Raw genomic sequence first — 26743 nt, 5'->3', positions numbered from 1 at the left:
CAGCGCTATAGAAATGGCATAGCGCGGCGTCCGAGTCTCTGTCTCATTCGCACCGCGGCCCCCGGGTGAAACAGCCCCGGAAAGTGCCGGTCAGGGACGACCCGACGAGTGAGACGAGAAGAACTCCCATGCCAGAAACCGACAACCGCATCCGCAAGGTCGTCATTCTCGGCGGTGGCACCGCCGGCTGGATGACCGCCTCCTACCTGGGCAAAGCGCTTCAGGGCACGGTCGACATCCAGGTCCTCGAAGCCCCCGCGATCCCCCGTATCGGGGTCGGCGAGGCGACCGTGCCGAACCTGCACCGCGTGCTCTTCGACTACCTCGGGATTCCCGAGGAGGAGTGGATGCGCGAGTGCAACGCCAGCTTCAAGATGGCGGTCAAATTCGTCAACTGGCGCACCCCGGGCCGCGGCGAACCGGACTCCCGCACCCGCCCCGACGGAAAGCCGGACCACTTCTACCACCCGTTCGGCATTCTCCCCGACCACGACAACACGCCACTCTCGCACTACTGGTTCAAGAACAAGTACGAGGGCGTCACGGACAAGGCGTTCGACTACTCCTGCTTCCGCGAGCCCCCGGTGATGGACGCCAAGAAGTCGCCGAAGTGGATGGACGGCGAGAGCTCCACGCGGTACGCCTGGCACTTCGACGCCGCGCTCGTCGCCGACTTCCTGCGCCGCTTCGCGACCGACAAGCAGGGCGTCGAGCACATCCAGGACGAGATGGTCCGGGCCGAGCAGGACGAGCGCGGCTACGTCACCGCGCTGCACACCAAGAGCGGCCGGGTCCTGGACGCGGACCTCTTCGTGGACTGCTCGGGCTTCCGGGGGCTGCTCATCAACAAGGCGCTCGGGGAACCGTTCATCGACATGAGCGACCACCTCATGTGCGACCGCGCGGTCGCCACGGCGGTCCCGCACGACGACGACGCGAACGGCATCGAGCCGTACACCTCGGCCATCGCGATGTCCTCCGGCTGGGCGTGGAAGATCCCGATGCTCGGCCGCTTCGGCTCCGGCTACGTCTACTCCAGCCGTTTCACGACGCAGGAGGAGGCGACGCGCGAGTTCTGCGAGCTGTGGAACCTGGACCCGGAGACGACGAAGTTCAACCACGTCCGCTTCCGCGTCGGCCGCAACCGCCGCGCCTGGGTCAACAACGTCGTCAGCATCGGCCTCTCCTCCTGCTTCCTGGAGCCCCTGGAGTCGACCGGCATCTACTTCATCACGGCCGCCATCCACCAGCTCGCCAAGCACTTCCCCGACCGCACCTTCCCGCAGGCCCTCGTGGACAGCTTCAACGAGGAGATCGAGGTGATGTTCGACGACACCCGCGACTTCATCCAGGCGCACTTCTACTACGCGCCGCGCGACGACAGCGAGTTCTGGCGCGCGCAGAAGACGCTGAAGCTGCCCGAGAACATCCAGCGGAAGATCGCCGCGTACAAGGCGGGGCTGCCCATCAACTCGCCGATCACCGACGAGAGCACGTACTACGGGAACTTCGAGGCCGAGTTCCGCAACTTCTGGACCAACGGCAGCTACTACTGCGTCTTCGCCGGTCTCGGCCTGGAGCCGGACGCCCCGCTCCCCGCGCTCGCCCACAAGCCCGAGTCGGTCGCGGGCGCCCAGCCGCTCTTCACCAAGGTCGCACAGGAGCAGCGGCACCTCCTGGACACGCTGCCCAGTGCCCACGACTACCTGCGCCGGCTGCACGCCAAGTGACGTCGCCAGTGACGCGCCCGGTGGCGGTCGGCCCGCCACGCCCCGCCACCGGGCCCCCGTCCCGCGCCCCCTCCCGCTCGCAGAACCGCGGGGAACCCTCCCGCACCGCCGAAAGGACCTCGTCCGCCCATGACGGACACACCCATGACGGACACCGCGGAGCCCACCGCCCACCGCGCCACGCCGCCCACCGCCGTACGCACCCCGGTGGCAGCACCTGCCGCCACCACCGCCACCACCGCTTCCGCCACCGCCCTGCCCGCGCAGCCCCCCGGCCCCGCCCCGCTCACGCCCCCGGCCGCCGACCTCCGCCCCCTCATGTCCGCGTTCCCCTCCGGGGTCAGCGTCGTCACGGCGCTCGACGAGAACGCCGTGCCGCGCGGGATGACGTGCAGTTCGCTCGCGAGCGTGGCACTCGACCCGGCCGTCCTCGTGGTCTGCCTGCGCGCGGGCGGGCCGACGTCCGACGCGGTGCTCGGCTCGGGCAGGTTCACGCTCAACCTGCTCCACGAGGACGCCCGCGACGTCTCCGACCTGTTCGCCTCGCAGCGCCCCGACCGCTTCGAACGGGTCGTGTGGCGGCTGCCGCTCGGGGCCTCCGGGCCCCACCTCACCGAGGCGGCGCTCGCCACGGCCGACTGCACGGTCGTCAGGGCCGTCCCCTTCGGCGACCACACGGCCGTCTTCGGCCACGTCACCCGCGTCGCGCACACCGACACCGCGGCGCCGCTCCTCTACGGCCGCCGCCGCTACGCCCGCTGGAGCGCCGCCGCCGCCGCGCCCGAACCCCGCCGCACCGAAGGAGAACCCCGTGTCCGCCCCTGACCCGCTGCCGCACCTGCTCGTCGCCGTGCCCGTCGTCATCGCCGCCTGCCGCGCCGGCGCGGTCCTCGTCCGGCGGATCGGGCAGCCGCCCGTGATCGGCGAGATCACGATCGGCATCCTGCTCGGCCCCTCGCTTCTGGGCTGGATCTCGCCCGGAGCGGCGGCGTGGCTCTTCCCCGCGCAGACGCTGCCCTATCTCTCCGTGCTCGGCAACATCGGCCTGCTGTGCTTCATGTTCCTCGTCGGGCTCGAGCTCGATCTCTCGGCGCTGCGCGGCAACAGCCGCACGGCCGTCGCGGTGAGCCAGGTCGGCATCTTCGTGCCCCTCGCACTCGGCGGTCTCCTCGCGGCGGGGATGTACGGGTCCTTCGCGCCACCGGGCGTCGGCAGATTGCCGTTCGTCCTCTTCGTCGCCGTGTCGCTGAGCATCACGGCCTTCCCCGTACTCGCCCGCATCCTCACCGACCGCGGCCTCTACGCGACCGGGCTCGGCTCGCTCGCGATGGCCAGCGCCGCCGTGGACGACGTCGCCGCGTGGTGCCTGCTGGCCCTCGTGACGGCGGTGAGCGTGAGCGGTTCCCCCGGCCAGGCGGTCGTGACGGTCCTGTGGTCGCTCGTCTTCGTCGCCGTGATGGCCTCCGTCGTGCGCCCGCTCCTGTCGCGGCTCTCGCGGCGGGCCGAGCGCCTCGCCGAGAGCACGGTGCTCGCCGCCGTCTTCACCGGGCTGTGCGTCTCCGCCTGCATCACGCAGGAGATCGGCATCCACGCCCTCTTCGGTGCCTTCCTCTTCGGCGTCGTCACCCCCCGCCACTCCCGGTCCGTCGAGGTCTCGGCCGCCCGGCTCCGCGCCTTCGCCGTCCCGCTGCTCCTCCCGCTCTTCTTCGTCAGCACCGGCCTCAACACGGACATCTCCCTGCTCGGCTCGGACGTGACGCAGTGGCTGTGGGCCGGTGCCGTGCTCGCCGTCGCCGTGCTCGGCAAGTTCGGCGGCGCCACCTCCGCGGCACGGCTCTCCGGCCGGGGCTGGCGGGACAGCCTCTCGCTCGGCGCGCTCATGAACTGCCGGGGCCTCACCGAGCTGATCGTGCTCAACCTCGGCCTGGAGCTGGGCGTCATCGGCCCCGACCTCTTCACGATCCTGGTCCTGATGGCACTCGGCACGACCGCGATCACCTCCCCCGCCCTCACCTGGTTCCGTCGCTCGGCGGAACCAGGGCCCGCCCCCGCGACGGGTACGGGTGGGGACGACGCCCTCGGGAAGGACGCCGGGCCCGCTCCCGGGGACGGCGATTCCCTGCCCGGGGACCGCGAGCCCGCCACGGCCGCTTGATCCCCGTACGTAGGAACCGGGCTCCGGGGAGGCGCGCGCCTCCCCGGAGCCCGGGGTCTGTCAGGCCGCGACGCCCACCGGCGGCACGGGGCTGTGCGGCGTGCCGCTCCGCGCGCTCCAGCGGGACAGGGTCTGCCGGGCGGCCCCCGAGTCGATCGCGGCACGGGCCGCCGGGAGCGCAGCGGCGATCCGTTCCGTCACCGTACGGTCCCCGGCCGGCTCGCCGACCGCGAGCGTCGCCGCCGCCGAGAGGAGTACCGCGTCCCGCACGGGGCCCCGCTCCCCCGCGAGGACCCGCAGCGCGACCGCCGCGTTCGTCCCGGCGTCGCCGCCGCGCAGCGCCTCCACGGGCGAGTACGGGATGCCCAGGGCACGCGGGTCGAAGCGCTCCTCGCGCACCGTGCCCCCGGTCACCGCGCACACCCGCGAGCTCGTCGTGACGGTCAGTTCGTCGAGCCCGTCGTCGCCGCGGAAGACGAGCGCCTCCACGCCGCGCCGGGCCAGTACCCCGGCGACGAGCGGCAGCAGCCGGGGGTCGGCGACCCCGACCGCCTGCGCCGAGGGCCGGGCCGGGTTGCTCAGCGGACCGATCGCGTTGAACACCGTCGGGATGCCGAGCGCCTTGCGGGCGCCGACCGCGTGCCGCATCGCCGGGTGGAAGTCCGGCGCGAAGCAGAAGGCGATCCCCACCTCGTCGACGGACCTGGCCACTTCCTCCGGCGTGAGCCGGAGCCCGACCCCGAGCCGTTCCAGGACGTCCGCCGAGCCGCACGCCGAACTCGCGGCCCGGTTCCCGTGCTTCACGACCCTCGCCCCGGCTCCCGCCGCGACGATCGCCGCCATCGTGGAGATGTTCACGGTGTGCGCCCCGTCCCCTCCGGTGCCGACGACGTCGACGGTCCGGCCCGGTACGTCCACCGTGACGGCGTGGTCCATGAGCCCCCCGACGAGACCGTCGAGTTCGGCGACCGTCTCACCCTTGGCCCGCAAGGCCACGAGGAACCCCGCGATCAACGCGTCGGGAACGTCGCCCCGCATGATCCGGTCCATGACCCAGGCGGTGTCCTCACCGTCCAGGTCCCGCCCCTCGATCACCGCACCGATCAGGCCCTGCCAGTGCCGCTCGGGGCGCCGCGCTTCCTGCCGCTGCTCCACGCTCCCTCTCCTTCGCTCGCCGTCCGGTGTCAGTTCCAGGGGTCCTGGCCGTCGGTGTGCCGGACGACGACCGTGAGGCCGGCCGTGGCCCCGACGGGGAGCAGGTTCCAGGGGTCCTGGTCGTCGGGGCCGCTGTTCCAGGGGTCCTGGTCGTCCGTGCCGTCCATGCCGTCCGCGGCCGGCGCGATGTTCCACGGGTCCTGGCCGTCCTTGCCGTCGCTCGCCCCGGCCACCACGCGCACCGTTCCCGCGCCCGCCGCCCCCGCGGCCCCCGCCGCGTGCGCCGTGCCGCCGACCGCGACCGTCGCGAGGAACGCGCCGCTCGTCATGACCGCGATCACGAGCGCCTGAACCGTGTTCTCTCTGGCGCCGAATACGATGCTCCGCATTTTTCTTCCCCCTGGAAATTCTGCTTCTCGCTGCTTGTCTTTCCGACACCGAGAAAATTACGGAGCAGCGGCTTCGCCTTGTTATCGCCGCGCTTCCCCCCTCCACCGGAAAACGATAACGACGATATACCCGCAGGCCGTGGACGCTTAACGTCGCACGGAATCTGTGAATCCGCCGCTCGGAATCGTTGAATCCGCCGCGCGCGCGAGGAAGTTCGCAAGAAGTTCCTCCCCCGATTGCGTGGTGATGGACTCCGGGTGGAACTGCATCCCCTCGACGGCGTGCTCGCGGTGCCTGAGACCCATGACGCAGCCGTCGTCCGTGGCGCGCGCCGTGACCTCCAGGGCCGCGGGCAGCGGCTCGCGGACCACGAGGGAGTGGTAGCGGGTCACCGTGAGGGGCCCGTCGAGCCCCGCGAAGAGACCGCGCCCGTCGTGGTCGACGGGGCTCGTCTTGCCGTGCCGCAGCCGCGGCGCGACCCCGGCCTCGCCCCCGTACGCGAGGGCGATCGCCTGGTGCCCCAGGCAGATCCCGAGGAGCGGCACGCGCCCCGCGAAGGCGTGGACCAGCTCCACGTGCCCGGAGTCCGCCGGGTGGCCGGGCCCCGGCCCGAGCACGACCGCGTCCGGTGCGAGCGCGAGCAGTTCCCCCGGCTCGCGGGTCCGCGAGCGCACGACGCGCGTGCGGGCGCCGAGCGTGCGCAGGTACTGGTCGATGAGGTGCGTGAAGCTGTCGTAGGCGTCGATGAGAAGGACGTTCACGGGGCCAGCTCCCGCCCGGTCAGCGCCCAGTAGGCGGCACCCATCTTGTGCAGCGTCTCGCGCCACTCGGCGGCGGGCTCGGAATCGGCCACGATGCCGGCGCAGCTCTGCGTGGAGTAGCCCGTACCGTCGTGCGTGACCGTCCTGATGCACAGCGCGAGCCGGGACCAGCCGCGTACGTCGACGAGGCCGACCGCGCCCGCGTACATCCCGCGCGGCGCGCTCTCCATGTCGGCGATCAGCTCCATGGCACGGATCTTGGGCGCCCCGGTGACGGTCCCCGCGGGGAAGGTCGCGCACAGCGTCGACCACGCGTCCTGACCGGCCGCGAGCCGCCCCTCGACGGTCGAGACGAGGTGGAAGACGTGCGAGTAGGTCTCGACGGTCATGAGCGAGGGAACCGCGAGGGAGCCGGGCACGGCGACCCTGCCGATGTCGTTGCGGCACAGGTCGACGAGCATGACGTGCTCGGCGCGCTCCTTCTCGCTCGCCCGCAGTGCCTCGATCCTGGGCCCGTCGACCGCGGGGTCGCCCGAGCGCGGCGCGGTCCCCGCGATGGGCCGCATCATCAACTGCCCGCCCTCGGTGCGGTACAGCACTTCGGGGCTCGCCCCGATGAGGGTCGTGCCCTCGCGCGGCACGAGGTACATGTACGGGGAGGGGTTGCGGTGCCGCAGCCGCCGGTACACCTGGAGCGGCGTCAGCTCGGTGTCGACCTCGATGCGGTGACCGATCTGGATCTGGTAGACGTCGCCGACGCCGATGTGCCGCAGGCAGCGCGCGACCGACTCCAGGTACGAGTCCCGGTCGGTGCTGTCGCGCACGGCGCGCGGCTCCGGTGCCCGCGGCAGCGGCCCCGCCGGGCGCAGCGCGGCGAGCCCCTCCTCGACCAGGTCCTTCGCTACGGGTGGGAAATGCTCGCTCGTCGCGGCGAGCCGTTCGGCCGTGCCCGCGTCGAGGTCGTAGCGCACGACGTCGCGGAAGAGCGCGAGCACGAGGTCGGGGCCGCTCTCGCCGGTGCGCTCGGGCAGCCGCTCCATGTGCCACGCGGCGCCGTAGCCGACGGTCGTGAGGAAGCCGAAGGCGTACGTGTCGGGCGCCGCGTCGGTCTCGACGCGGAAGACGGACTGCACCGCGCGCAGGACGTCCCACACGTCGGTGTCCGCGCCGAGCGCGCGCGAGCCGTCGGGCAGCGGCGCGAGCCCGGCCGTGTCGACGGCGGCGAGGAGCGGGGCGGCGAGTGGGGCGGGCGCGTCGACGGCGATCCGGTCGGCGTGCACGCGTATCTCGGCGAGCCGCCCGCAGCCCACGACGGCGGTGCCGCCGTCCTGTGCGGGCGCCTCCAGGCTCTCCAGGAGGAACACCTCGGTCTCGCCCGCGCGTTCGCGCAGCGCGGTGAACAGCTCCAGCGGGTCGTGCGGGGGCAGGGGCAGCGTCGCGACGCGGACGGCGACCGCGGGCGGCGCCGCCGCGCCCGCCTGGGCCGGTGAGTCGAGCAGGGTGGTCACGGTGATCCCATTCCTCTTCCTCGGGGGTGGTGGGGCGGTGCGGGGTGCGGTGGTGCGGCTGGGGGACACGGGGTGCGGTGGGCAGGACGGGTGCGGGCGCCGGTACGGGGAGTACGGCCGTACCGGCGGCGGGCCGGGGTGCCGGGCCCCCGCGCGCGGGCGCACGGGTCCGGCCGTCCCCGGCCCTTCGCCCGCCCGGCGTCAGCCGTAGCGCCGCATCTCGTGGAAGAAGTCCGGCACGACGGAAAGGGCCTCGCGCGCGGCGAGCGTGTCGTAGACGTGCCGGCCGACGGCGAGGTCCAGGACGCCGAGGCCGAACGGCGAGAAGAAGACGGGGCGCCCGGCGGGGACGGGCGCCTTGCCCGTCAGCACGTCGTAGAGCGTCCCGTCGATGAACTCCCGTCCCCCGGTGAGCTGTTCGGCCAGGTGCGGGGAGGTCTGCGCCTTGAGGCAGTGCTCGATGTCGTCCACGAAGTTCGCCCCGGTCAGGAGGACTTCGGGCGCCAGGTCGCGCAACGAGACGTGCAGGACGAGGGGGTTGTGGGCGAACCAGCCGGGCTCGGTGAGGTGCGGGCGCGCGGCGACGGTGGCGAGGACGAGGAGGTCGCTGTCGCGTACGAGGCTTTCGGCGCTCGCGTGCACGGTCACCTTGCCGCCGGTCCCGCTGCGGTCAAGGTAGTCGGCGAATCCGGCCGCGTGCTCGGCGGCCGTGTCGTGCACGCCGACTTCGTCGAAATCCCAGCCGGTCGCGGCGAGATAGTGGTGCACGAAGCGCGCGATGAGGCCGGTCCCGATGAAGCCGACGCGGCGCGGGCGGCTCCCGCGCGCCTCGCTCAGCCGCGCCGCCGCGAGCGCGGCGGACGCGGCGGTGCGGGCCGCGCTGATGACGGAACTCTCCAGGCAGGCGAGGGGGTAGCCGGTGCGCGGGTCGTTGAGGATCAGCACGGCGGAGGCGCGCGGGATGCCCGCGGCGACGTTGCGCGGGAAGCTGGAGATCCACTTCATCCCGTCGACGCCGTGCTCGCCCCCGAGCGAGGCGGGCAGCGCGATGATCCGCGAGTCGGGGCGGTCGGGGAAGCGCAGGAAGTAGGACGGCGGGTTCACGGTCTCGCCGCCCCCGTGCAGGCGGTACGCCGCCTCGACGATGCGCACCACCTCGCCCTCGTGGCCGTCCAGGACCTCGTGGACCTGGGCACCGGGGATCACGGCGAAGAACGGCGCCTCGGCAACAGGCGGCATGAGTCAACTCCACTTCGGGCTGAGGATTGTCCCGCCCGAAAGTAGGAGTCAGCCTTATCGCCGGATTATTGAGCTTCTACACCGAGTCCTCCTGGAGCGCCGCGAGAGCGGCCTCCGCCTGCGCCGTCCAGCGGCGCGCCTCGATCGTCGCGAAGGCCCGGTGCGCCGCGGCGATCTGCTCGCGCGCCTCGTCGATGCGGCCCTGCCTGCGCCGCGCCTCGGCGAGCGCGAGGTGGACGCGCCCGTCGACGAGCGGGCTGGCGATGTGCGCGACCTCGGCGAGCGCCGTGCTCAGCGTCCGCGCGGCGCCCTCGACGTCGCCCGCGCCGAGCCTGCTCTCGCCGAGCCCCAGCGTCGCGTACACGAGCCCGACCTGGTCGCTCTTGACCCGCACGAGTTCGATGACCCGCAGGAACGCCTCCTCGGCCTGTACGTGGCCGCCGAGCGCGAGGTGGACCTGACCGAGCCGGTGCAGGGCCTGGGCGAGGCCGCGCTCGTTGCCGCCGCCGAGCCGTACGGCCTCCTCGGCGAGCTTGAGCGCGTCGGCGTTGTTGCCCCGCTCCAGCTCGATCTGCGCCATGCCGCTGAGCGTGAACGCCTCGCCGGGGCCGTCCTGGGCCGTGCGGCAGATCTCCAGGGCGGTCTCCAGGCGGCCCATCGCGGTGTCGAGGTCGCCGCGGAAGCGTTCGAGCATCGAGAGGTTCCGCAGGTTCACGGCCTGGCCGGTCGCCTCGCCGAGTTCCCCGCACAGTTCCAGCGCCCGCGCGTAGTGCGCGTGCGCGGTGTCGAGGCGGCGGTGGGCCTGCTCGACCGCGCCCAGTTCGTGGAGCATCGCGGCCTGCCCGCGCAGATTTCCCGTTTCGCGGCACACGTCGAGCGCGGCGTGCGCGCAGATCCGGCAGTCGTCGAGGTAGTTGCGGGTGTCGAAGAGCACGGACGCCGAGGCCGTGATGCCCCAGGCCAGTTCGTCGAAGCCGAGTCGCGCGGCCTGCACGACGGCGGCGACGAGCGAGAGCCGCTCCGCCTCCAGCCATTCGAGCGGCGAGTCGAGCAAGCCGTCGAGCTGGACCGCGCCGATCTCGCGGCGGGGTGCCGTGCAGCGCAGGACGCCGCTGTGGTGCCCGTAGTCGCGCGCGTACGCCTCTTCGGCGATCGTCAGGAAGGAGCTGAACACCCGCTCGCGCGCCGCGCGTTGCTCCTCCTCGCTCTCCTCGGCGTAGACCCGCTCGCGGGCGTAGAGGCGCAGCAGGTTCTGGAGCCGGTAGCGCAGTTGCCCGGTCGCGTCGACGCCGACGACGTCGAGGAACTGGGCGTCGACGAGGCTCTCCATGAGCCGTTCGGCGTCCAGTGTGTCGATGTCGAGGAGCGCGCCGCCGACCCAGGCGGCGAAGTCGGGCACGTCGAGCAGGCCGAGCCGCCGGTAGAGCAGCGCGGCCTGCGGGGGCAGGTACCGGTACGACAGCTCGAAGCTCGCGCGCACCTGCGCGCCGCCCTGGCTCAGCTCGTCCAGGCGGCGGCGCTCGTCGGCGAGGCGCGAGACGAGGTGGCCGACGGTCCAGTGCGGTTTGGAGGCGAGGCGTGCAGCGGCGATCCGCAGGGCGAGCGGGAGCCGGTCGCACAGTTCGGCGAGGCGCACGGCGTCGGCGGGCGCGGCGGTGACGCGTTCCTCGCCGACGACCCGGCCGAGCAGGTCGACGGCCTCGGCGGGCGGGAGCACGCCGAGGTGCACGCGCGCGTTCTGCGGCCAGGCGACCAGTTCCTCCAGTTGCTCGCGGCTCGTGAGCAGCACGACACTGCCGCCGCTGCCGGGCAGCAGGGACTCGATCTGCGCGTAGCTGCGGACGTTGTCGAGTACGAGCAGGACGCGCCGCTCGGCGAGCACGCTGCGGTACATCGAGACGAGGTCGTCGACATCGGGCGGCAGTTGCTCGGGCGGCACCCCGAGCGAGCGCAGGAAGCGGCTGATGACGTCGGCGGCGGGAGTCGGCTCGTACTCCTCGTCGTAGCCGCGCAGATCGGCGAAGAGCCGCCCGTCGGGGAAGTGCGCGGCGGCCCGGTGCGCCCAGCGCACGGCGAGGCCGGTCTTGCCGACTCCCGCTATCCCCGTGATGATGCCCAGGGCGGGCCCGTGGCGACGCTCACCGCCCGCGAAAAGACCCTCCAGGCAGTCGAGTTCACGCTGCCTGCCGGTGAATCCCGGGATGTCGGGCGGTAGTTCGAAGGGTACGAGGAGAGGCGCGGAGCGCGCCGCCGGGCCGGGGGCGGGCGGTGCGGGGGCGAGCGAGGGGTCGTCGCGCAGGATCGCGTCGTGCAGCTCGCGCAGGTCGGGGCCCGGCTCCATGCCGAGTTCCTCGATGAACTGCTCGCGCGCCTCGCGGTAGGTGGCCATCGCCTCGGCGCGCCGCCCGGAGCGGTACTGCGCGAGCATGAGGTGGTACCTGGACCTCTCGCGCAGCGGCTGTTCGCGTACGAGCGCGGCGAGTTCGGGCACGAGCGTCTGGTGGTGGCCGAGGGCGAGCCGGACGGCGGTGGCGTCGTCGTAGGCATTGAGCCTGTGCTCCTCCAGGCGGGCCGCCTCGTCCTCGACGACGGTCCCGCCCACGCCGGCGAAGGCGGGTCCCGACCACAGCGCGAACGCCTCGTCGTACCGTGCGGCGGCCTCCGCGTACCGCCTGCCGCCCGCGTGGGCCTCCGCCTCCTTCAGGAGCCTGGCGAACTCCAGCGAGTCCACGAGGTGCCCCTCGGCGCGCAGCGCGTAGCCGGGGTGCGCCGTGACGATGACGTCTTCCCTCACGTTTTCGGCCTTGAGCGCCTTGCGCAGAGCCGCGATCACGATCGCGATCTGGGTGCGCGCGGTGGCCGGAGGCGCACTGTTCCAGACGGCGTCGACGAGCGTGTCCACCGGCACGATCCGGCCGGGATTGAGCAACAGGAGGGCCAGAACGGTACGCTGCCGTGCCCCACCGATCGGAACAGCCCGTCCGTCCACCGTCACGGAGAGCGGTCCGAAAACACGGAATCTGAGCCTCTCCCCCACAGGATGCTCCCCCTTCATCCACCGCCTCTTCCGAAGCGCCGGACCGACCCTACCGGAGCATTCCACCCTCCCCGGTGTCGATTTCAAGCCGCCCCGCCCACCCCCTCGCCCCTCCCGCGCGGAACTCCCCGGTCCCCTTCGCCTCCCCACCACGCGCAACACCGACTGGCGAGATCCCGCCCAACGATTTCCAGTCGACTCCCCCTCCCCCCGGAACCACCCTCTCCAGCCCCCACCGACACCCCCACCCCGGCCGAAGAAGGCCCCCTGAGCACGCCCGCCCACCGCGGCGCGACCCCCCGGGCGGCCACCGCGGTCCGGCGCCGGCCAACGAGGGACGGCTTCGCCGGAGAGCGTGGCCGCGAGCGCGGAGCGAGGCGGAAAGTCCAGGCCGCGCGGAGCGGACTGTCCGGTACGCGGGAAGGACCGGCGACCAGGCCACCGGCGCTCGGCTCCCCGGCACAAGCGGACCGCCGCCACGGAACGGCCATCACTGCCGCGCATGCGCCGCGTGGTAGCCGCCAAGCCGACCTCGGAGGAGGATCGCATCCCTCAGGGCGAGCGGAACACCGCACGTACGCGTCGGGAGAGCAGCGGGCGGGCGAACGGCCCTGGCGGTTCGGAGGAAGGGTTGCGCCGAGCGCACCCCACGCGAAAACCCGGGGCGAGAAAGTCCCCCGGCGACTTCACGGTGGGGCGGCTGGGACTCGAACCCAGGACCGACGGATTATGAGTCCGCTGCTCTAACCGGCTGAGCTACCGCCCCGTCGCGGCGCGTCGGGTGGACCCCGTCTGTGCCGTCTGCCGCAGCATAGCCGGTCATACGATCTCTCGCCTCGGATGGGGCCGACCTGCTGTGACACGCAGAAGGACCCCGGCGAACCGGGGTCCTTCGCTGTGCTCTCCCGACTGGACTCGAACCAGTAACCTGCCGGTTAACAGCCGGCTGCTCTGCCAATTGAGCTACAGGAGACCGAGCTCCCCCGACTGGACTCGAACCAGTAACCTGCCGGTTAACAGCCGGCTGCTCTGCCAATTGAGCTACAGGGGATCGACCTGCCGCAGCGGACACGGGGCCCGCTGTGTGCGGTGCGCGCTCGCTGCGACTCATACATTAGCGCAAGCAGGGGGGTGCTTTGCCAATCGGTTGGGGCTGTCGCCCGGCTCACGGGGAACCCTCTTCGGGACAGGCCGGTGCGCCGGGCGATGATCGGGCAAGATCACGTACGGGCAGACCGACGCAGACCGAACACGAGGGAAAGGGTGGCCGCCATCATGCGCTACCGGATCGCATTCGCCGCGGGCGCGGCCCTGGGCTACGTCCTGGGGACCAAGGCCGGACGCGAACGCTACGAACAGCTCGCCAAGTACGCCCGCCAGGTCTCGCACAATCCGGCGGTGCGGAACGTGACCGAGACCGCCACGCAGCAGGGCCGGGTCGTGGCGGGGAAGGCGGTGCACGTCGTCTCGGTCAAGGTCGGCGACCGGCTTCCCGACTCCGTCTCGCGGCGGGTACGGGCCTTCTCCGGCAACAACCACGGCGACGACTTCGGCTCCGGCACGGTCTGAGCCGGAGGTCCGAGGGGCGGCTTCGCAAGCGACTCACGCGAGTCGCTTGCGAAGCCGCCCCTCACTCGTACGCCGAACCATCCGCCGGACGCGTACGCCCGCAGGCGTATAGCCGGACTCGTCCGTCCCGGGCTCGTCCGCCGACCGCCCGCACGGCCGGACTCGTCCACCGACCGCCCCCGCCCCTGCCCCGTACACCGACAGGCCCCCGCCCCTTACGCCGTACGGCCGAGTGCCGCTCCGTCGGCCGCGTGCGGCACAATCCCCTGTCATGGGGATAGTCGCGGGACTGGACAGCTCGGCAGAGGCGACCCGGATCGTGGTGTGCGACGCGGACACCGGCGCCGTGCTCAAGCAGGGGTACGCCCCGCACCCCTCCGAGGGCGCCGAGCCGCACGAGACCGATCCGCAGTCCTGGCTGCTCTCGCTCGGTGAGGCGGCCGGGGGCGGGGTGCTCGAAGGGGTGCGGGCGATCGGGGTCTCGGCGCAGCAGCACGCGCTCGTGCCGCTCGACGCCCAGGGCACGACGGTCCGGCCCGCGCTCGTCGGCTCCGACAAGCGCATGCAGGCGACCGCCGCCGACCTCGCCGACGCGCTCGACGGCGGCCGGGCCGCCTGGGCCTCCGCCGTCGGCACCGTCCCCGGCCCCGCGCACCAGGTCACCAAGCTGCGCTGGCTCGCCCGCAACGAACCCGAGAACGCGGCGAGGACCGCGGCCGTGCTCCAGGCGCACGACTGGCTCGTGTGGCAACTGCTCGGGCGGCCCACGCGGCGTACGACGGACCGGGGCGGCGCCTCGGGGACCGGTTACTGGTCGGCGGGCGAGGGCGTGTGGCGTCCCGACCTCGCGGAACTCGCGCTCGGGCACCCGGTCGCGCTGCCCGAGGTGCTCGGTCCCTCGGAGGCGGCCGGGACGACGCCCGAGGGGCTGCTCATCGCGCCGGGGACCGGCGAGACGATGGCCGCCGCCTTCGGGCTCGGGGTCCGCGCGGGCGACGCGGTCGTCTCGCTCGGCGGCTCGGGCTCGGTCATGGCGATCCACCACGAGGCGATCGGGGACGCGGCCGTGACCGCGTTCGCCGACGCGACCGGGATGCACCTGCCCGTGGTGCGGCTGCTCAACGCCGTACGGGTCCTGCGCGGCACCGCGGAACTGCTCGGCACCGACCTCGACGGGCTCTCCGCGCTCGCGCTCAAGTCGACGCCCGGCGCGCACGGCCTCGTCCTGCTGCCGTACCTCGCGGGCGAGCGCACCCCCGACCTGCCGTACACGGCGGGCACGCTCAGCGGGCTGCGGCGCGAGTCGATGCGGCCCGAGCACCTGGCACGCGCGGCCTTCGAGGGGATGCTGTGCTCCGTCGCCGACGCGCTCGGCGTGCTGCGGGCGCGGGGTGTGGAGGTGGAGCGGGTCTTCCTGCTCGGCTCGGCGGCGGAGCTGCCCGCCGTACGGGCGGTCGCCGCCTCGCTCTTCGGCGCGCGCGTCGTCGTGCCGCAGCCGGCCGACTACGCGGCGCTCGGCGCGGCGCGGCAGGCGGCGTGGGCGCTCGGGGTGCACGAGGGGCGGCTCGACCCGGCGCGGCCACCGGCGTGGCAGGGGGCCGCGGCGCAGGTGATCGAGGCCGACGAGGAGGAGCGGCTCGTGGGGGCCGCCGTGCGCCAGCAGTACGCGGCGGTGCGGGAGGAGACGCACCCGGGGGCCTTCGGGGAGCGCGCGCCGCTGTGACCCCAAACCGGGGGCGGGCGGATTTGACCCGGCCTTGAATTAATCGGTTGGTCGTCACCCGGGCGTATCGCTCAGGATAGGGAGGCTCCCGACCCCTCTCCGACAGGCGCAGTGTGCTCATACGACTTCTGCGGGCCTCGCTGGCCCCCTACAAACGGCCCATCGCCCTTCTCGTCCTGCTCCAGTTCGTCCAGACCTGCGCCGCGCTCTATCTGCCCACGCTCAACGCCGACATCATCGACAACGGTGTCGTGAAGGGCGACACGGGCTACATCATGGAGTTCGGCGGGCTCATGCTGATCGTCGCCGTCGTGCAGATGGCGGGGAACGTCGGCGCGGTGTTCTACGGGGCGCGTACCGCCGCCGCGCTCGGGCGGGACGTGCGCGCGCGAATATTCGACCGCGTGCAGTCCTTCTCGGCGCGCGAGGTCGGCCAGTTCGGCGCACCGACGCTCATCACGCGGACGACGAACGACGTGCAGCAGGTGCAGATGCTCGTCCTGATGTCGTTCACGCTCATGGTCTCGGCGCCGATCATGTGCGTCGGCGGTGTGATCCTCGCGCTCGGCCAGGACGTGCCGCTCTCCTCGATCCTGCTCGTCGTGATCCCCGTGCTCGGCGGCTCGGTCGGGCTCATCGTGCGCAAGCTGCGCCCGCTGTTCCGTACGCTCCAGACCCGTCTGGACACCGTGAACCGGGTGCTGCGCGAGCAGATCACCGGGAACCGCGTCATCCGCGCCTTCGTGCGCGACGAGTACGAGGGCACGCGCTTCGACGGCGCGAACGGTGAGCTGACGGAGGTCTCGCTCGGCACCGGGCGGCTCTTCGCGCTCATGTTCCCGACCGTCATGACCGTCGTGAACCTCTCCAGCGTCGCCGTCGTGTGGTTCGGCTCGCACCGCATCGAGAGCGGCGGGATGCAGATCGGGGCGCTGACCGCGTTCCTCTCCTACCTCATGCAGATCGTGATGGCCGTCATGATGGCCACCTTCATGTTCATGATGGTGCCGCGCGCCGAGGTGTGCGCCGAGCGCATCGAAGAGGTCCTCGACACCGCGTCGAGCGTCGTGCCGCCGCGGGCCGGGATCACCGAGCTGCGCCGGCACGGGCGGCTCGAACTGCGCGGCGCCGGCTTCCGCTTCCCGGGGGCCGAGGAGCCGGTCCTGCGCGGGATCGACCTCGAAGCGCTCCCCGGCGAGACGACGGCCGTGATCGGCTCGACGGGCAGCGGCAAGACGACGCTGCTCGGGCTCGTGCCGCGCCTGTTCGACGCGACCGAGGGCGAGGTCCTGGTCGACGGCGTGGACGTGCGCGAGGTCGATCCCGCGCTGCTCGCGCGCACGGTCGGGCTCGTCCCGCAGAAGCCGTACCTCTTCTCGGGGACGGTCGCGAGCAATCTGCGCTACGGGAACCCGGACGCGAGCGACGAGGAGCTGTGGCACGCGCTGGAGGTCGCGCAGGCCAAGGGCTTCGTGGAGAAGCTGGAGCACCGGCTGGAGGCGCCGGTGGCGCAGGGCGGCTCGAACTTCTCGGGCGGGCAGCGGCAGCGGCTCGCGATCGCGCGCACGCTCGTGCAGCGCCCGGAGATCTACCTCTTCGACGACTCCTTCTCGGCGCTCGACTACGCGACGGACGCGGCGCTGCGCGCGGCGCTCGGCCACGAGACGGCGCGGGCGACGGTGGTGATCGTGGCGCAGCGCGTCGCGACGATCCGCGACGCGGACCGCATCCTCGTGCTCGACGAGGGGCGGATCGTGGGCGTGGGGCGGCACCACGAGCTGATGGAGACCAATGAGACCTACCGGGAGATCGTGCTCTCCCAGCTGACGGAAGCGGAGGCCGCGTGATGGCCGGTCCCGGTGGACGAATGGCGGCCGGAGCCGCCGCGGCGCAGGGTCTCGACGACTTCAAGGGAACGGCGAAGCGGCTCGCACGCCGCTTCGCCCCGTACAAGGCGCTCCTGACGGGGATGCTGGCGCTCGGGATAGTGAGCGTGGCGGCGTCGGTGTCGGGGCCGAAGATCCTCGGGCACGCGACCGACCTGCTCTTCGGCGGGGTGATCGGCGGGCAGTTGCGCGCCGGGCAGACCAAGGAACAGGTCATCGAGGCGGCGCGGGAGCGCGGTGACGGCGGTTTCGCCGACCTCCTCAAGGGGGTGCACTTCACGCCGGGCCAGGGCATCGACTTCGGGGCGATCGGCGAGGTGCTGCTCATCGCGACGCTCGTCTTCGCGGTCGGCGGCGTGCTCATGTCGATCTCGGTGCGGCTCTCGAACCGGGCGATCAACCTCATGATCAGGCGGCTGCGCGAGGACGTGCAGTCGAAGCTGTCGCGCCTGCCGCTGTCGTACTTCGACCGCCGTCAGCGCGGTGAGGTGCTGAGCCGCGCGACGAACGACATGGACAACCTCCAGCAGACGCTGCAGCAGACCCTCGGCCAGCTCGTCAACTCGGTGCTGACGATCATCGGGGTGCTCGCGGTCATGTTCTGGATCTCGTGGCTGCTCGCGCTCGTCGCGCTCGTGACCGTGCCGCTCTCCGCGCTCGTCGCGACGCGCGTGGGCAAGCGCTCGCAGCCGCAGTTCGTGCGGCAGTGGAAGTCGACGGGCGAGCTGAACGCGCACATCGAGGAGATGTACACGGGCCACACGCTCGTGAAGGTCTTCGGGCGCCAGGAGGAGTCGGCGGAGATCTTCCGCGAGCACAACGAGGCGCTGTACGACGCCTCGAACCGGGCGCAGTTCACGAGCGGTGTCATGCAGCCGCTGATGATGTTCGTCTCGAACATCAACTACGTGCTCGTCGCCGTCGTCGGCGGTCTGCGGGTCGCCTCGGGCGCGCTGTCGATCGGTGACGTGCAGGCGTTCGTGCAGTACTCGCGGCAGTTCTCGATGCCGCTCACGCAGGTCGCCTCGATGGCGAACCTCATCCAGTCGGGCGTCGCCTCGGCGGAGCGGATCTTCGAGCTGCTCGACGCCGACGAGCAGAGCGCGGACCCGGCCGAGCCGGAGCGCCCCGAGAAGCTGCGCGGGCGAGTCGCCTTCGAGCACGTCTCCTTCCGCTACCAGGAGGACAAGCCGCTCATCGAGGACCTGTCCCTGGAGGTCGACCCGGGCCACACGGTCGCGATCGTCGGCCCCACGGGCGCGGGCAAGACGACGCTCGTCAACCTGCTGCTCCGCTTCTACGACGTGACGGGCGGGCGCATCACGCTCGACGGCGTCGACATCGCGCGGATGCGCCGCGACGACCTGCGCGCCGGGATAGGGATGGTGCTCCAGGACACGTGGCTCTTCGGCGGCTCGATCGCGGAGAACATCGCGTACGGGGCCGCGCGCGAGGTCACCCGCGAGGAGATCGAGGAGGCGGCGAGGGCGGCGCACGCGGACCGCTTCGTGCGCACGCTCCCCGAGGGCTACGACACGGTCATCGACGACGAGGGAACGGGCGTGAGCGCGGGCGAGAAGCAGCTCATCACGATCGCGCGCGCCTTCCTCTCGGACCCGGTGATCCTCGTGCTCGACGAGGCGACCAGCTCCGTGGACACCCGGACCGAGGTCCTGATCCAGAAGGCGATGGAGCGCCTCGCGGCCGGGCGCACGAGTTTCGTCATCGCGCACCGGCTCTCCACGATCCGCGACGCGGACACGATCCTCGTCATGGAGAACGGCGCGATCGTGGAGCAGGGCTCGCACGAGGAACTGCTCGCGGCGGGCGGCGCGTACGCGCGGCTGTACGCGGCGCAGTTCGCGCAGGCGGTGGCCGAGGTCGAGTAGGGGCGCGGGGGGCGGGGCGTCTTCGCGGCGGTACGGGGTCCTCTCCTCGTACGGGCGCGGGGGCGACCCGTTCGCGTACGGGCGCCGAGGCGCCGGGCGGTCGTCCCTCCCCCGTACCGGGCGCTCCTCCTCCGTACCGGCGTCCCGTTCGCCGTATCGCGCCTCAGTCCAGGTAGCCCCTGAGCTGGTCGGCGAAGGCGTGGGAGCGGAGTTTGGCGAGGGTCTTGGCCTCGATCTGGCGGATGCGTTCGCGCGTGACGCCGAAGAGGGTGCCGATCTCCTCCAGGGTGCGGGGGCGGCCGTCGTCGAGTCCGTAGCGGAGCTGGACGACCTGGCGTTCGCGCTCGCCCAGGGTCGAGAGGACGTCTTCGAGGTGGCGGCGCAGCAGGAGCAGCGCGGCGGACTCGGGGGGCGAGGGGGCGTCGCCGTCCTCGATGAGGTCGCCGAGCGCGACCTCGTCCTCGCCGCCGACCGGGGTGTGGAGCGAGACGGGCTCCTGCGCGAGGCGCAGGACCTCGCCGACGCGCTCCTTCGTGAGGCCGAGGAGGGCGGCGACCTCCGCGTGGCTCGGCTCGTGGCCGCGCTCCTGGAGCAGTCCGCGCTGGACCCGTACGACGCGGTTGATCAGCTCGACGACGTGCACGGGCACGCGGATCGTGCGGGCCTGGTCGGCGAGCGCGCGGGACATCGCCTGGCGGATCCACCAGGTGGCGTACGTGGAGAACTTGAAGCCGCGCGTGTAGTCGAACTTCTCGACGGCGCGGATGAGGCCGAGATTGCCCTCCTGGACGAGGTCGAGCATCGTCAGGCCGCGCCCCGCGTACCGCTTGGCGACGGAGACGACGAGGCGGAGGTTGGACTCGATGAGGCGGCGCTTGGCGGCGCGGCCGAGGACGACGAGGCGGTCGAGATCGAGGGCGAGGCGGGTGTCGAGCGGGCCGGGCCCGGCGAGTTTCGCCTCGGCGAAGAGGCCGGCCTCGACGCGGCGGGCGAGGTCGACTTCGTCGGCGGCGGTGAGGAGCGGGATGCGGCCTATCTCGCGTAAGTACTGGCGGAAGAGATCGGGCGCGTGGCCGCCGGGAGGGGCGGGGGTGCGCTCGCGCGTGCGCTGCGGGGGGACGCCCGGGAGGGGCGGGGCGTCCTGCGGGGTGGACGTCGTGGCGCGAAGCTGCGTGGGCACGGAGGGGGCCTCCTGGGGGGTTCGCCGCCGCTGTCCGCGGGGTGGGCGGTTTTCAGTGTGGGACAGGGCGGGGACGGCCCACGAGGGGTGTGCGGGGACTTTTTGTGTCCGGCGCGTGACGGGCGGTCAGCGGGTGGGACGCGTGGGGGCGGGGCGACCGGTGGGGCGGAGGGGGCGGCTTCTGGTGGGGCGGAGGGGGCGGGACGTCGGGTGGGGCGGGGCGTCCGGCAGGAAGGGCGGGGCGTCGGGCGGGGCGCCCGGCAGGAGGGGGCGTCCGTGGGGCGGGGCCCCGTGGAGAGGCCGCGTCCAGGGGAGACCCCGCTCAGGGGATGCCGCTCGCTGGGAGGGCCCCGCTCAGAGGACCCCGCTCACGGGACCGCCGCCGGGAGGGCCGCCGTTCAGAGGGCTGCCGCGCCCTGCTGCTGGAGGGCGCGGCCGTACTGCTCCAGGACCCACAGTTCGCTCTGGACCTCGGCCGCGCGGGCCTGGTCGCCCTGCGCGGAGACGCGGGTGAAGGTGCCCTGGAGTTCGGTGACGCGGCGCTGGACGGCGCGGACCCGGACCCGGACCAGTTGCTCGCTCGCGTAGATCTCGTCGACGACGCGGCGGCGGATCGGTTCGACGGCGAGTTCGGTGACCATCGCGCGGACGCGGTCGTCGGGGGCCGCCTCGCGCACGGCGGTGAGGTAGGCCATCGCGTCGTGGACGCCCTCCTCGGCGCCGCCCGCGTCGGCGATGGCCTGGCGCACGGCGGCGTACGGCTCGGCGGTGAACTCGTCGATCTCGTACGCGTCGAAAGCGGGCGAGACCAGTTCGGGCCGCTGGAGAGCGAGTTTGAGCAGTTCGCGCTCGGTCATGTGCGCGGGGTTGCGCAGGATGAGCGCGGGGCCCGAGTTGCCGGGACGCTGAGGGGCGCCCGAGGTGGCCGTGGCGGGGCGGCGCGGGCCGCCGGGGAGGGGTTCGCCCCGGTGCTCGCGGGCCCAGCGGGCGACGGTCGCGACGCGCCGTACGACCTCCTGCTGGTCCATCGGGCCGTAGCCGAGCATCCCGGCGAGCTGGACGGCGACGGCGTGGCGCAGCGCGACGTTCTTGACGCTCGCGACGACGGGCGCCGCCTCGTCGAGCGCGGCGGCGCGGCCCGCGGGGGTCTCCAGGTCGTAGCGCGAGACGATCTGGCGCAGCGCGAACTCGAAGAGCGGGACGCGCGGCTCGACGAGTTCCGCGACCGCCTGCTCGCCCTTGGCGAGACGCAGGTCGCAGGGGTCCATGTTGTCGGGAGCGATCGCGATGTACGTCTCGGCGGCGAACTTCTGGTCGTCCTCGAAGGCGCGCAGGGCGGCCTTCTGCCCGGCCGCGTCGCCGTCGAAGGTGAAGATCACCCGGGCGCTGCCGTTGTCCATGAGCAGGCGGCGCAGGATCTTGATGTGCTCGGTGCCGAAGGCTGTGCCGCAGGTCGCGACGGCGGTCGTGACGCCGGAGAGGTGGCAGGCCATGACGTCGGTGTAGCCCTCGACGACGACGGCGCGGCTCGCGCGGGCGATGTCCTTCTTGGCGAGGTCGATGCCGTAGAGGACCTGCGATTTGCGGTAGACGGGGGTCTCGGGGGTGTTGAGGTACTTCGGTCCGTTGTCGTCCTCGCGCAGACGGCGGGCGCCGAAGCCGACGATGTCGCCGCCGATGTCCTTGATCGGCCACATGAGGCGGCCCCGGAAGCGGTCGATGGGGCGCCCGCCGCGGCTCTCCTGGGAGAGACCGGAGGTGATCAGCTCGCGGTCGGTGAAGCCTTGGCCGCGCAGGTAGCGGGTGAGGTGGTCCCAGCCCGCCGGGCTGTAGCCGACGCCGAAGTGCGCGGCGGCGCTCTGGTCGAAGCCGCGCTCGGCGAGGAACTTGCGGCCGATCTCGGCCTCGGGTCCGGCGAGCTGCTCCTCGTAGTACTTCGCCGCGGCGCGGTGGGCGTCGATGAGGCGGATGCGCTCGCCGCGCTGCTGGGTCGGGTTGTAGCCGCCCTCCTCGTAACGGAGGGTGATGCCCGCCTGACCGGCGAGGCGTTCGACGGCTTCGGAGAAGCTGAGGTGGTCCACCTTCATGACGAAGGTGATCGTGTCGCCGCCCTCTTGGCAGCCGAAGCAGTGGAAGAGGCCCTTCGCGGGGCTGACCTGGAACGACGGCGACTTCTCGTCGTGGAAGGGGCACAGGCCCTTGAGGTTCCCGCCGCCCGCGTTCTTGAGCTGGAGGTACTCCGCGACAACGGAGTCGATCGGGACCGCGTCCCTGACCGCCTTCACGTCCTCGTCCTTGATCCTGCCAGCCACGGGGGAAGTCTACGGGGCCCGGAGCGGTGGGTGGACGAGAGGAGGGACGGACGGGAGGAGGGGGTGGGGCGGGGGCGCCGATCCGGGCGGGCCCCGGGGGCGGGCGGGCGTCCCGGGGGGCCGTCCGCGGGGCGGGGTCCGGGGGGCTATCTGCGGGGCGGGGTCCGGGGGCCGTCTGCGGGGCAGGGCTTCGCGGCCGTCCGCGGGGCGGGGTCCCTGCGGCCGTCCGTGGGGCGGAGTCGGTCCCGGCAGCCGTCCGCGGGGCGGGCGCCTCAGGGGGCCGGGGCGGCGGGGGTGCCGTCGCCGGGCGGGGTGTCCCCGGGGCGGAGTGCCAGGGCGTCGACGCGGGCGGCGAGGGCGGGATGGCGGGCGGCCAGGTGGGGGCGGGCGGCCTTGAGCGGCGCGAGGAGGCGGGCCGGGTCCTGGTGGCCGAGGGCTTGGGCGAGGGGGGTACGGGCCGGTGCGGGCAGCGCGTCCAGGGCGACGACCTCGGCCGCGAGGCCGCGCAGCGTGGTGGCGTGCTCGCGGGCCCAGGCGGCGACGGCGCGGTCGGCGGCGCGGCGGTCCCGGGTGGCCTGGATGCGCTCCTCCCCGGTGCTGCCGGGGGTGCCGGGACGGCGGCGGAGGTAGCGGCGCTCGGCCGACTGCCGGTTGGCGACCCCGAGCGGTCCGGCCAGCTCGGCCCAGCTCGCACCGGCCTCCCGCGCGTCCTCGATCAGGCCGGTCTCCCAGCCGCCGAGCTGTTCGCGCAGTTGCCGCAGCAGGAGCAGCGCCGCGAGCGCCTGCTCGGCACCGGTGCCGGAGGCCGCCGGGGACGTCGGCGGGCTCGACTGGGCCGTACGGACCACGTCGGCGATGGTCTCCAGGGCCGCTGTCACGGCGGGCAGGGGTGCGGCGGGGGTGGCCGGAGCGGGCGGAGTGCCGTGCCCGGCAGGCGCGGACGGGTCCGGGGCGGAGGGCGTGCCGGGGGCGGTCCCCGGCGTCGGCGGGGTGCCGGACGGGGTCGGGGGCTGGTGCTGCCGAGGGTGTTCGTCCGCTGCGGCCATGAGCCACCTCCACTCAAGGTGTCATCCATCGGGTGACACCCTTGCTTGTCATCTCTTGGATGACACGCTATAACAGAGACAGGCAACCACGCACGGGGCCTGCGAGGGCCCGTCTCGACCATGGAGGTGTCTTCCCCATGCTGATGCGCACCGACCCCTTCCGTGAGCTGGACCGCATCACCCAGCAGTTCTTCGGCAACTCCGCGTCCGGCACGTGGTCGCGGCCGTCCCTGATGCCGATGGACGCTTACCGCGACGGCGGGGAGTACGTGCTCGCGCTGGACCTCCCGGGCGTCGACCCGGACGCGATCGACATCGACGTCGAGCGGAACATGCTGACCGTCAAGGCCGAGCGCCGTCCGGTCGGGCGGAGCAAGGAGGCCCAGGTCGAGCTGTCCGAGCGCCCGCTGGGCGTCTTCTCGCGGCAGGTGATGCTCGCCGACACCCTCGACACCGAGCGCATCCAGGCCGACTACGAGGCGGGCGTGCTGACGGTGCGCATCCCGATCGCGGAGCGCGCCAAGCCACGCAAGATCGCCATCGGCGCGGGCTCCGGGCGCAAGGAGATCAGCGGCTGAGGCCGGGACGAGGCCGGCACGGGCCGCGCGCCGGAGGACGGGCTCCCTCCCGTACCCGTCCTCCGGCGCGGGCCCCCGGCCGGCGCACCGGCGGTCCGCCGCGCACCGGCCGTCCACCGCAGGACGCGCTCGCAGAAGACGCGCTCACGGAGGACACGGACACAGGCAGGGGGCAGTCATGACGATGCGAGAGGAAGCGTTCCTGGAGCAGGTGCGGGAACGCGGCGAGTACGCGAGCCGGAGCGAGGCCGGACAGGCGGCCCGTACCGTACTGGCGCTGCTGGGCGCGCATCTGGCCGGCGGGATACGGGCAGAACTGGCGGCCCGGCTCCCGGAGACCTTCGCCCTGGTCCTCCTCGACCCGCTCCGGGCCGCCGGGCCCCTCTCCGCCGAGCGGTTCGTACGGGCCGCCGCCGCCTGGATCGAGGGGGCCACCGAGGCCACCGCGGCCTGGGACGTGAGCGCGGTGCTCAGCGTCGCGGCCGACGCGGCGGGCGAGGAGCTGACAGAGCGCGTCCTGCTCCAGCTCCCCCCGGGGTACGACCTGCTCTTCGGCCGCCCGCGGGCGGCCGGGGACGCCGGGGAGGAACAGCGCGCCGCCTGACCGAAGGCCGGGCCCGGCCGGGGGAAGGCGTCCGCGACGGACTCAGAAGTCCTCCTCGTCCGTCAGCACGCACCTCTTGATGCCCGTGGGGTCGAGGGGCTTGACCTTCACCGTCTTCGTCTTCCCCTTGGCCACGCTCACGTCGACGATGCCCTGGAGGTCGACGTAGCCGCCGTCCTTGTCGTAGAAGGTCACGCTGCCGGTGTAGCGGCCCGTCCTGGTGCCGGTGTTCTTCAGGCGCACCGTGGACCAGGGCTTGCCCGCGCTCACGCAGGAGACGAGGGTCGCCGTGACGGTCGAGGCGCGGGTGCTCCCGGAGCCGGTCCCGCTCGCGGCGGGGCCGGGGGTGGAGGTGTGGCGCCGGTTCGTCCCGCTGTTGTAGCCCCGGTTGTAGCCCGAGTCGTAGGCATCGTCGTCGTCGGAGGAGCTGGAGCCGTTCTGCCGCTGCGAGGAGCTGCTGCATCCGCCGCCGTGCCCGCCGCTCCCGTGCCTGCTGCCGGTGCCGTGTCCCCGCCCTGTCGAGAAGCCCGTCAGGGCGAGGACCGTTATCGCCGCCATCGCGGTCAGTTTGATTCCCCGTGTCTTCACGCGGGGCACCTTACGGATGCGGGCAGGACCGTGCCCCGCGTTCGAACGAATGCGCACACAGCCTTTTCAGGGTGACGGCAGGAAGGACTCCAGCGGGACGTTCGGGTCCGCGAGGGCCTCCGGGTCGGGGCGGCTGCCGGCGCGGATGAGCTTCTGGAGCGGTTCGGTCACGTCCCAGACGTTGACGTTCATCGCGGCCCGCACCTGCCCGTCGAGCAGCCAGAAGGCGAGGAAGCGGCGCTTGGCGGCGTCGCCCCGTACGAGCACCTGGTCGTACTGCCCCGGCGGCGCCCAGCCCGAGTACTCCAGGCCGAGGTCGTACTGGTCGGAGAAGAAGTACGGGACGCGGTCGTACGTGACGTCCCTGCCGAGCATCGCGCGGGCCGCGAGCGGGCCGCCGTTGAGCGCGTTGGCCCAGTGCTCGACGCGCAGGGGCGCGCCGGGGAAGAGGCCGAGCGGCACGGAGGCGACGTCCCCGGCCGCGTAGACGTCCGGGTCCGAGGTGCGCAGCCCCGCGTCGACCGCGATGCCGCCGCCGTGCTCGGGCGCGGCGAGCGTGAGCCCCGCGGACTCGGCGAGGGCGGTGCGGGGCGCGGCGCCGACGGCCGCGAGGACGTCGTGGGCGGGGTGCTCCTCGCCGTCGTCGGTGAGCCCGGCGAGGACCATGCCGTCCTGGCCGATGATCTCGGTGAGGCGGGCGCCGAAGTGGAAGCGGACGCCGCGCTCGGCGTGCAGGTCGGTGAAGAGCCTGCCGACCTCGGGGCCGAGCACGTGGTGCAGCGGGGTGGGCGCGGCGTCGACGACGGTGACCTCGGCGCCGTACTCGCGCGCGGCGGCGGCGACCTCCAGGCCGATCCAGCCCGCGCCCGCGATGAGCAGGTGGCCGTTGTCGCGGCCGAGGTTCGCGAGGGTGCGGCGCAGGCGCTCGGCGTGGGCGAGGCGGCGCAGGTGGTGGACGCCCGCGAGATCGGTGCCGGGGATCTCCAGGCGGCGCGGCTCGGAGCCGGTGGCGAGGAGCAGCTTGTCGTAGTGGAGGGGCGTGCCGTCGCCGAGCGTGAGGGTGTGGTTGGCCGCGTCGAGCGACACGGCGGGCTGGCCGAGGTGGAGTTCGACCTCGGCGCCCGCGTACCACCCGGGCTCGTGCACGAAGACGCTCTCGCGGGCGTCCTTGCCGAGCAGGTAGCCCTTGGAGAGCGCGGGGCGCTCGTACGGGTGCTCCCGTTCGTCGCACACCAGGATCACCCGCCCGGTGAAGCCCTCCGCGCGCAGCGTCTCCGCCGCTTTGGCGCCGGCCAGGCCCCCTCCGACGATGACGAACGTCTGATCCGCGTCGACCACGTGCTGCCTCCTCAGTACCCGAGCCCGCCGCGCACCGCCCTTGCGGCGGACGCGG

20 protein-coding genes and 3 tRNA genes are annotated in these 26743 nt (G+C 73.0%); 9 read left to right on the top strand and 14 right to left on the bottom strand.

The features are described 5' to 3' along the window. Positions 1–128: 128 nt before the first annotated feature. The 3 genes from STTU_RS23290 (at position 129) to STTU_RS23280 (ending at position 3885) form a co-directional block, all read left to right on the top strand. On the top strand, positions 129–1730 hold the full coding sequence (locus STTU_RS23290) for a tryptophan halogenase family protein (protein ID WP_043256075.1): 1602 nt from the start codon (positions 129–131) through the stop codon (positions 1728–1730). Between the two features lie 129 nt (positions 1731–1859). Further along, positions 1860–2555, top strand: coding sequence for a flavin reductase family protein (locus STTU_RS23285; RefSeq protein ID WP_007827418.1), 696 nt, complete (start codon positions 1860–1862; stop codon positions 2553–2555). Then, on the top strand, positions 2542–3885 hold the full coding sequence (locus tag STTU_RS23280) for a cation:proton antiporter (RefSeq protein WP_234019305.1): 1344 nt from the start codon (positions 2542–2544) through the stop codon (positions 3883–3885). The genes STTU_RS23285 and STTU_RS23280 overlap by 14 nt, the downstream gene beginning before the upstream one ends. Before the next feature lie 60 nt (positions 3886–3945). Here the strand turns inward: STTU_RS23280 and trpD are convergent, their stop codons facing one another. The 9 genes from trpD to STTU_RS23235 form a co-directional block, all read right to left on the bottom strand. Next, positions 3946–5040, bottom strand: coding sequence for an anthranilate phosphoribosyltransferase (trpD, locus tag STTU_RS23275; protein WP_007827414.1), 1095 nt, complete (start codon positions 5038–5040; stop codon positions 3946–3948). 29 nt (positions 5041–5069) lie between these two features. Then, positions 5070–5429 (bottom strand): hypothetical protein, encoded by a 360-nt coding sequence (locus STTU_RS23270; RefSeq protein ID WP_052862403.1) that lies wholly within the window; start codon positions 5427–5429, stop codon positions 5070–5072. Between the two features lie 147 nt (positions 5430–5576). Then, entirely contained in the window at positions 5577–6191 is a 615-nt protein-coding gene (locus tag STTU_RS23265; RefSeq protein ID WP_010268395.1) for an anthranilate synthase component II, read from the bottom strand. Beyond that, a complete protein-coding gene (locus tag STTU_RS23260) occupies positions 6188–7699 on the bottom strand; it encodes an anthranilate synthase component I family protein (RefSeq protein ID WP_043256074.1) in 1512 nt (503 codons plus the stop codon). Before STTU_RS23260 ends, STTU_RS23265 begins: the two co-directional genes overlap by 4 nt. Positions 7700–7900: 201 nt before the next feature. Further along, the gene (sbnB, locus tag STTU_RS23255; protein WP_007827406.1) at positions 7901–8938 is read right to left on the bottom strand and encodes a 2,3-diaminopropionate biosynthesis protein SbnB; all 1038 of its coding nucleotides are present in this window, start codon (positions 8936–8938) and stop codon (positions 7901–7903) included. A gap of 76 nt (positions 8939–9014) precedes the next feature. Then, on the bottom strand, positions 9015–11993 hold the full coding sequence (locus STTU_RS23250) for an AfsR/SARP family transcriptional regulator (RefSeq protein WP_267881233.1): 2979 nt from the start codon (positions 11991–11993) through the stop codon (positions 9015–9017). A gap of 674 nt (positions 11994–12667) precedes the next feature. After that, positions 12668–12741 (bottom strand) — tRNA-Ile (locus STTU_RS23245). A gap of 134 nt (positions 12742–12875) precedes the next feature. After that, positions 12876–12948: transfer RNA gene (locus tag STTU_RS23240), tRNA-Asn, on the bottom strand. Positions 12949–12953: 5 nt separating this feature from the next. After that, positions 12954–13026: transfer RNA gene (locus STTU_RS23235), tRNA-Asn, on the bottom strand. Between the two features lie 224 nt (positions 13027–13250). Here STTU_RS23235 and STTU_RS23230 point away from each other — a divergent pair. The 4 genes from STTU_RS23230 to STTU_RS23215 all read left to right on the top strand — a co-directional run bounded on the left by STTU_RS23230 (position 13251) and on the right by STTU_RS23215 (position 19042). Continuing rightward, the gene (locus tag STTU_RS23230; RefSeq protein WP_043257680.1) at positions 13251–13544 is read left to right on the top strand and encodes a hypothetical protein; all 294 of its coding nucleotides are present in this window, start codon (positions 13251–13253) and stop codon (positions 13542–13544) included. A 271-nt stretch (positions 13545–13815) separates the two neighbouring features. Continuing rightward, positions 13816–15267, top strand: a complete 1452-nt coding sequence (locus STTU_RS23225) for an FGGY family carbohydrate kinase (RefSeq protein ID WP_078519030.1) — start codon at positions 13816–13818, stop codon at positions 15265–15267. Between the two features lie 113 nt (positions 15268–15380). After that, complete coding sequence (locus tag STTU_RS23220; RefSeq protein ID WP_007827392.1) at positions 15381–17114, top strand: ABC transporter ATP-binding protein; 1734 nt, start codon at positions 15381–15383, stop codon at positions 17112–17114. Positions 17115–17134: 20 nt separating this feature from the next. Then, positions 17135–19042, top strand: a complete 1908-nt coding sequence (locus STTU_RS23215) for an ABC transporter ATP-binding protein (RefSeq protein ID WP_007827390.1) — start codon at positions 17135–17137, stop codon at positions 19040–19042. A gap of 163 nt (positions 19043–19205) precedes the next feature. Here the strand turns inward: STTU_RS23215 and STTU_RS23210 are convergent, their stop codons facing one another. The 3 genes from STTU_RS23210 to STTU_RS23200 form a co-directional block, all read right to left on the bottom strand. Beyond that, positions 19206–20222 carry an RNA polymerase sigma factor gene (locus STTU_RS23210; RefSeq protein WP_007827388.1) on the bottom strand — a complete coding sequence of 339 codons (1017 nt, stop codon included), beginning with the start codon at positions 20220–20222 and terminating at the stop codon, positions 19206–19208. 398 nt (positions 20223–20620) lie between these two features. Next, on the bottom strand, positions 20621–22534 hold the full coding sequence (gene dnaG, locus STTU_RS23205) for a DNA primase (protein WP_007827386.1): 1914 nt from the start codon (positions 22532–22534) through the stop codon (positions 20621–20623). Between the two features lie 272 nt (positions 22535–22806). Continuing rightward, positions 22807–23580, bottom strand: coding sequence for a hypothetical protein (locus tag STTU_RS23200; RefSeq protein ID WP_007827385.1), 774 nt, complete (start codon positions 23578–23580; stop codon positions 22807–22809). A 137-nt stretch (positions 23581–23717) separates the two neighbouring features. Here STTU_RS23200 and STTU_RS23195 point away from each other — a divergent pair, with 137 nt between their 5' ends. Next, on the top strand, positions 23718–24158 hold the full coding sequence (locus STTU_RS23195) for an Hsp20/alpha crystallin family protein (RefSeq protein WP_007827383.1): 441 nt from the start codon (positions 23718–23720) through the stop codon (positions 24156–24158). Between the two features lie 184 nt (positions 24159–24342). Further along, a complete protein-coding gene (locus STTU_RS23190) occupies positions 24343–24762 on the top strand; it encodes a DUF2267 domain-containing protein (protein WP_007827380.1) in 420 nt (139 codons plus the stop codon). 42 nt (positions 24763–24804) lie between these two features. Here the strand turns inward: STTU_RS23190 and STTU_RS23185 are convergent, their stop codons facing one another. Together STTU_RS23185 and STTU_RS23180 are read right to left on the bottom strand one after the other, a co-directional pair. After that, positions 24805–25350: a hypothetical protein gene (locus STTU_RS23185; RefSeq protein ID WP_007827379.1), complete on the bottom strand. Its 546-nt coding sequence runs from the start codon at positions 25348–25350 to the stop codon at positions 24805–24807. Between the two features lie 66 nt (positions 25351–25416). After that, positions 25417–26688 (bottom strand): NAD(P)/FAD-dependent oxidoreductase, encoded by a 1272-nt coding sequence (locus tag STTU_RS23180; protein ID WP_007827378.1) that lies wholly within the window; start codon positions 26686–26688, stop codon positions 25417–25419. Positions 26689–26743: the final 55 nt, after the last annotated feature.

It is taken from the genome of Streptomyces sp. Tu6071 (assembly GCF_000213055.1).
Classification (GTDB): domain Bacteria; phylum Actinomycetota; class Actinomycetes; order Streptomycetales; family Streptomycetaceae; genus Streptomyces; species Streptomyces evansiae.
This window is presented reverse-complemented; position numbering and strand designations above follow the sequence as displayed.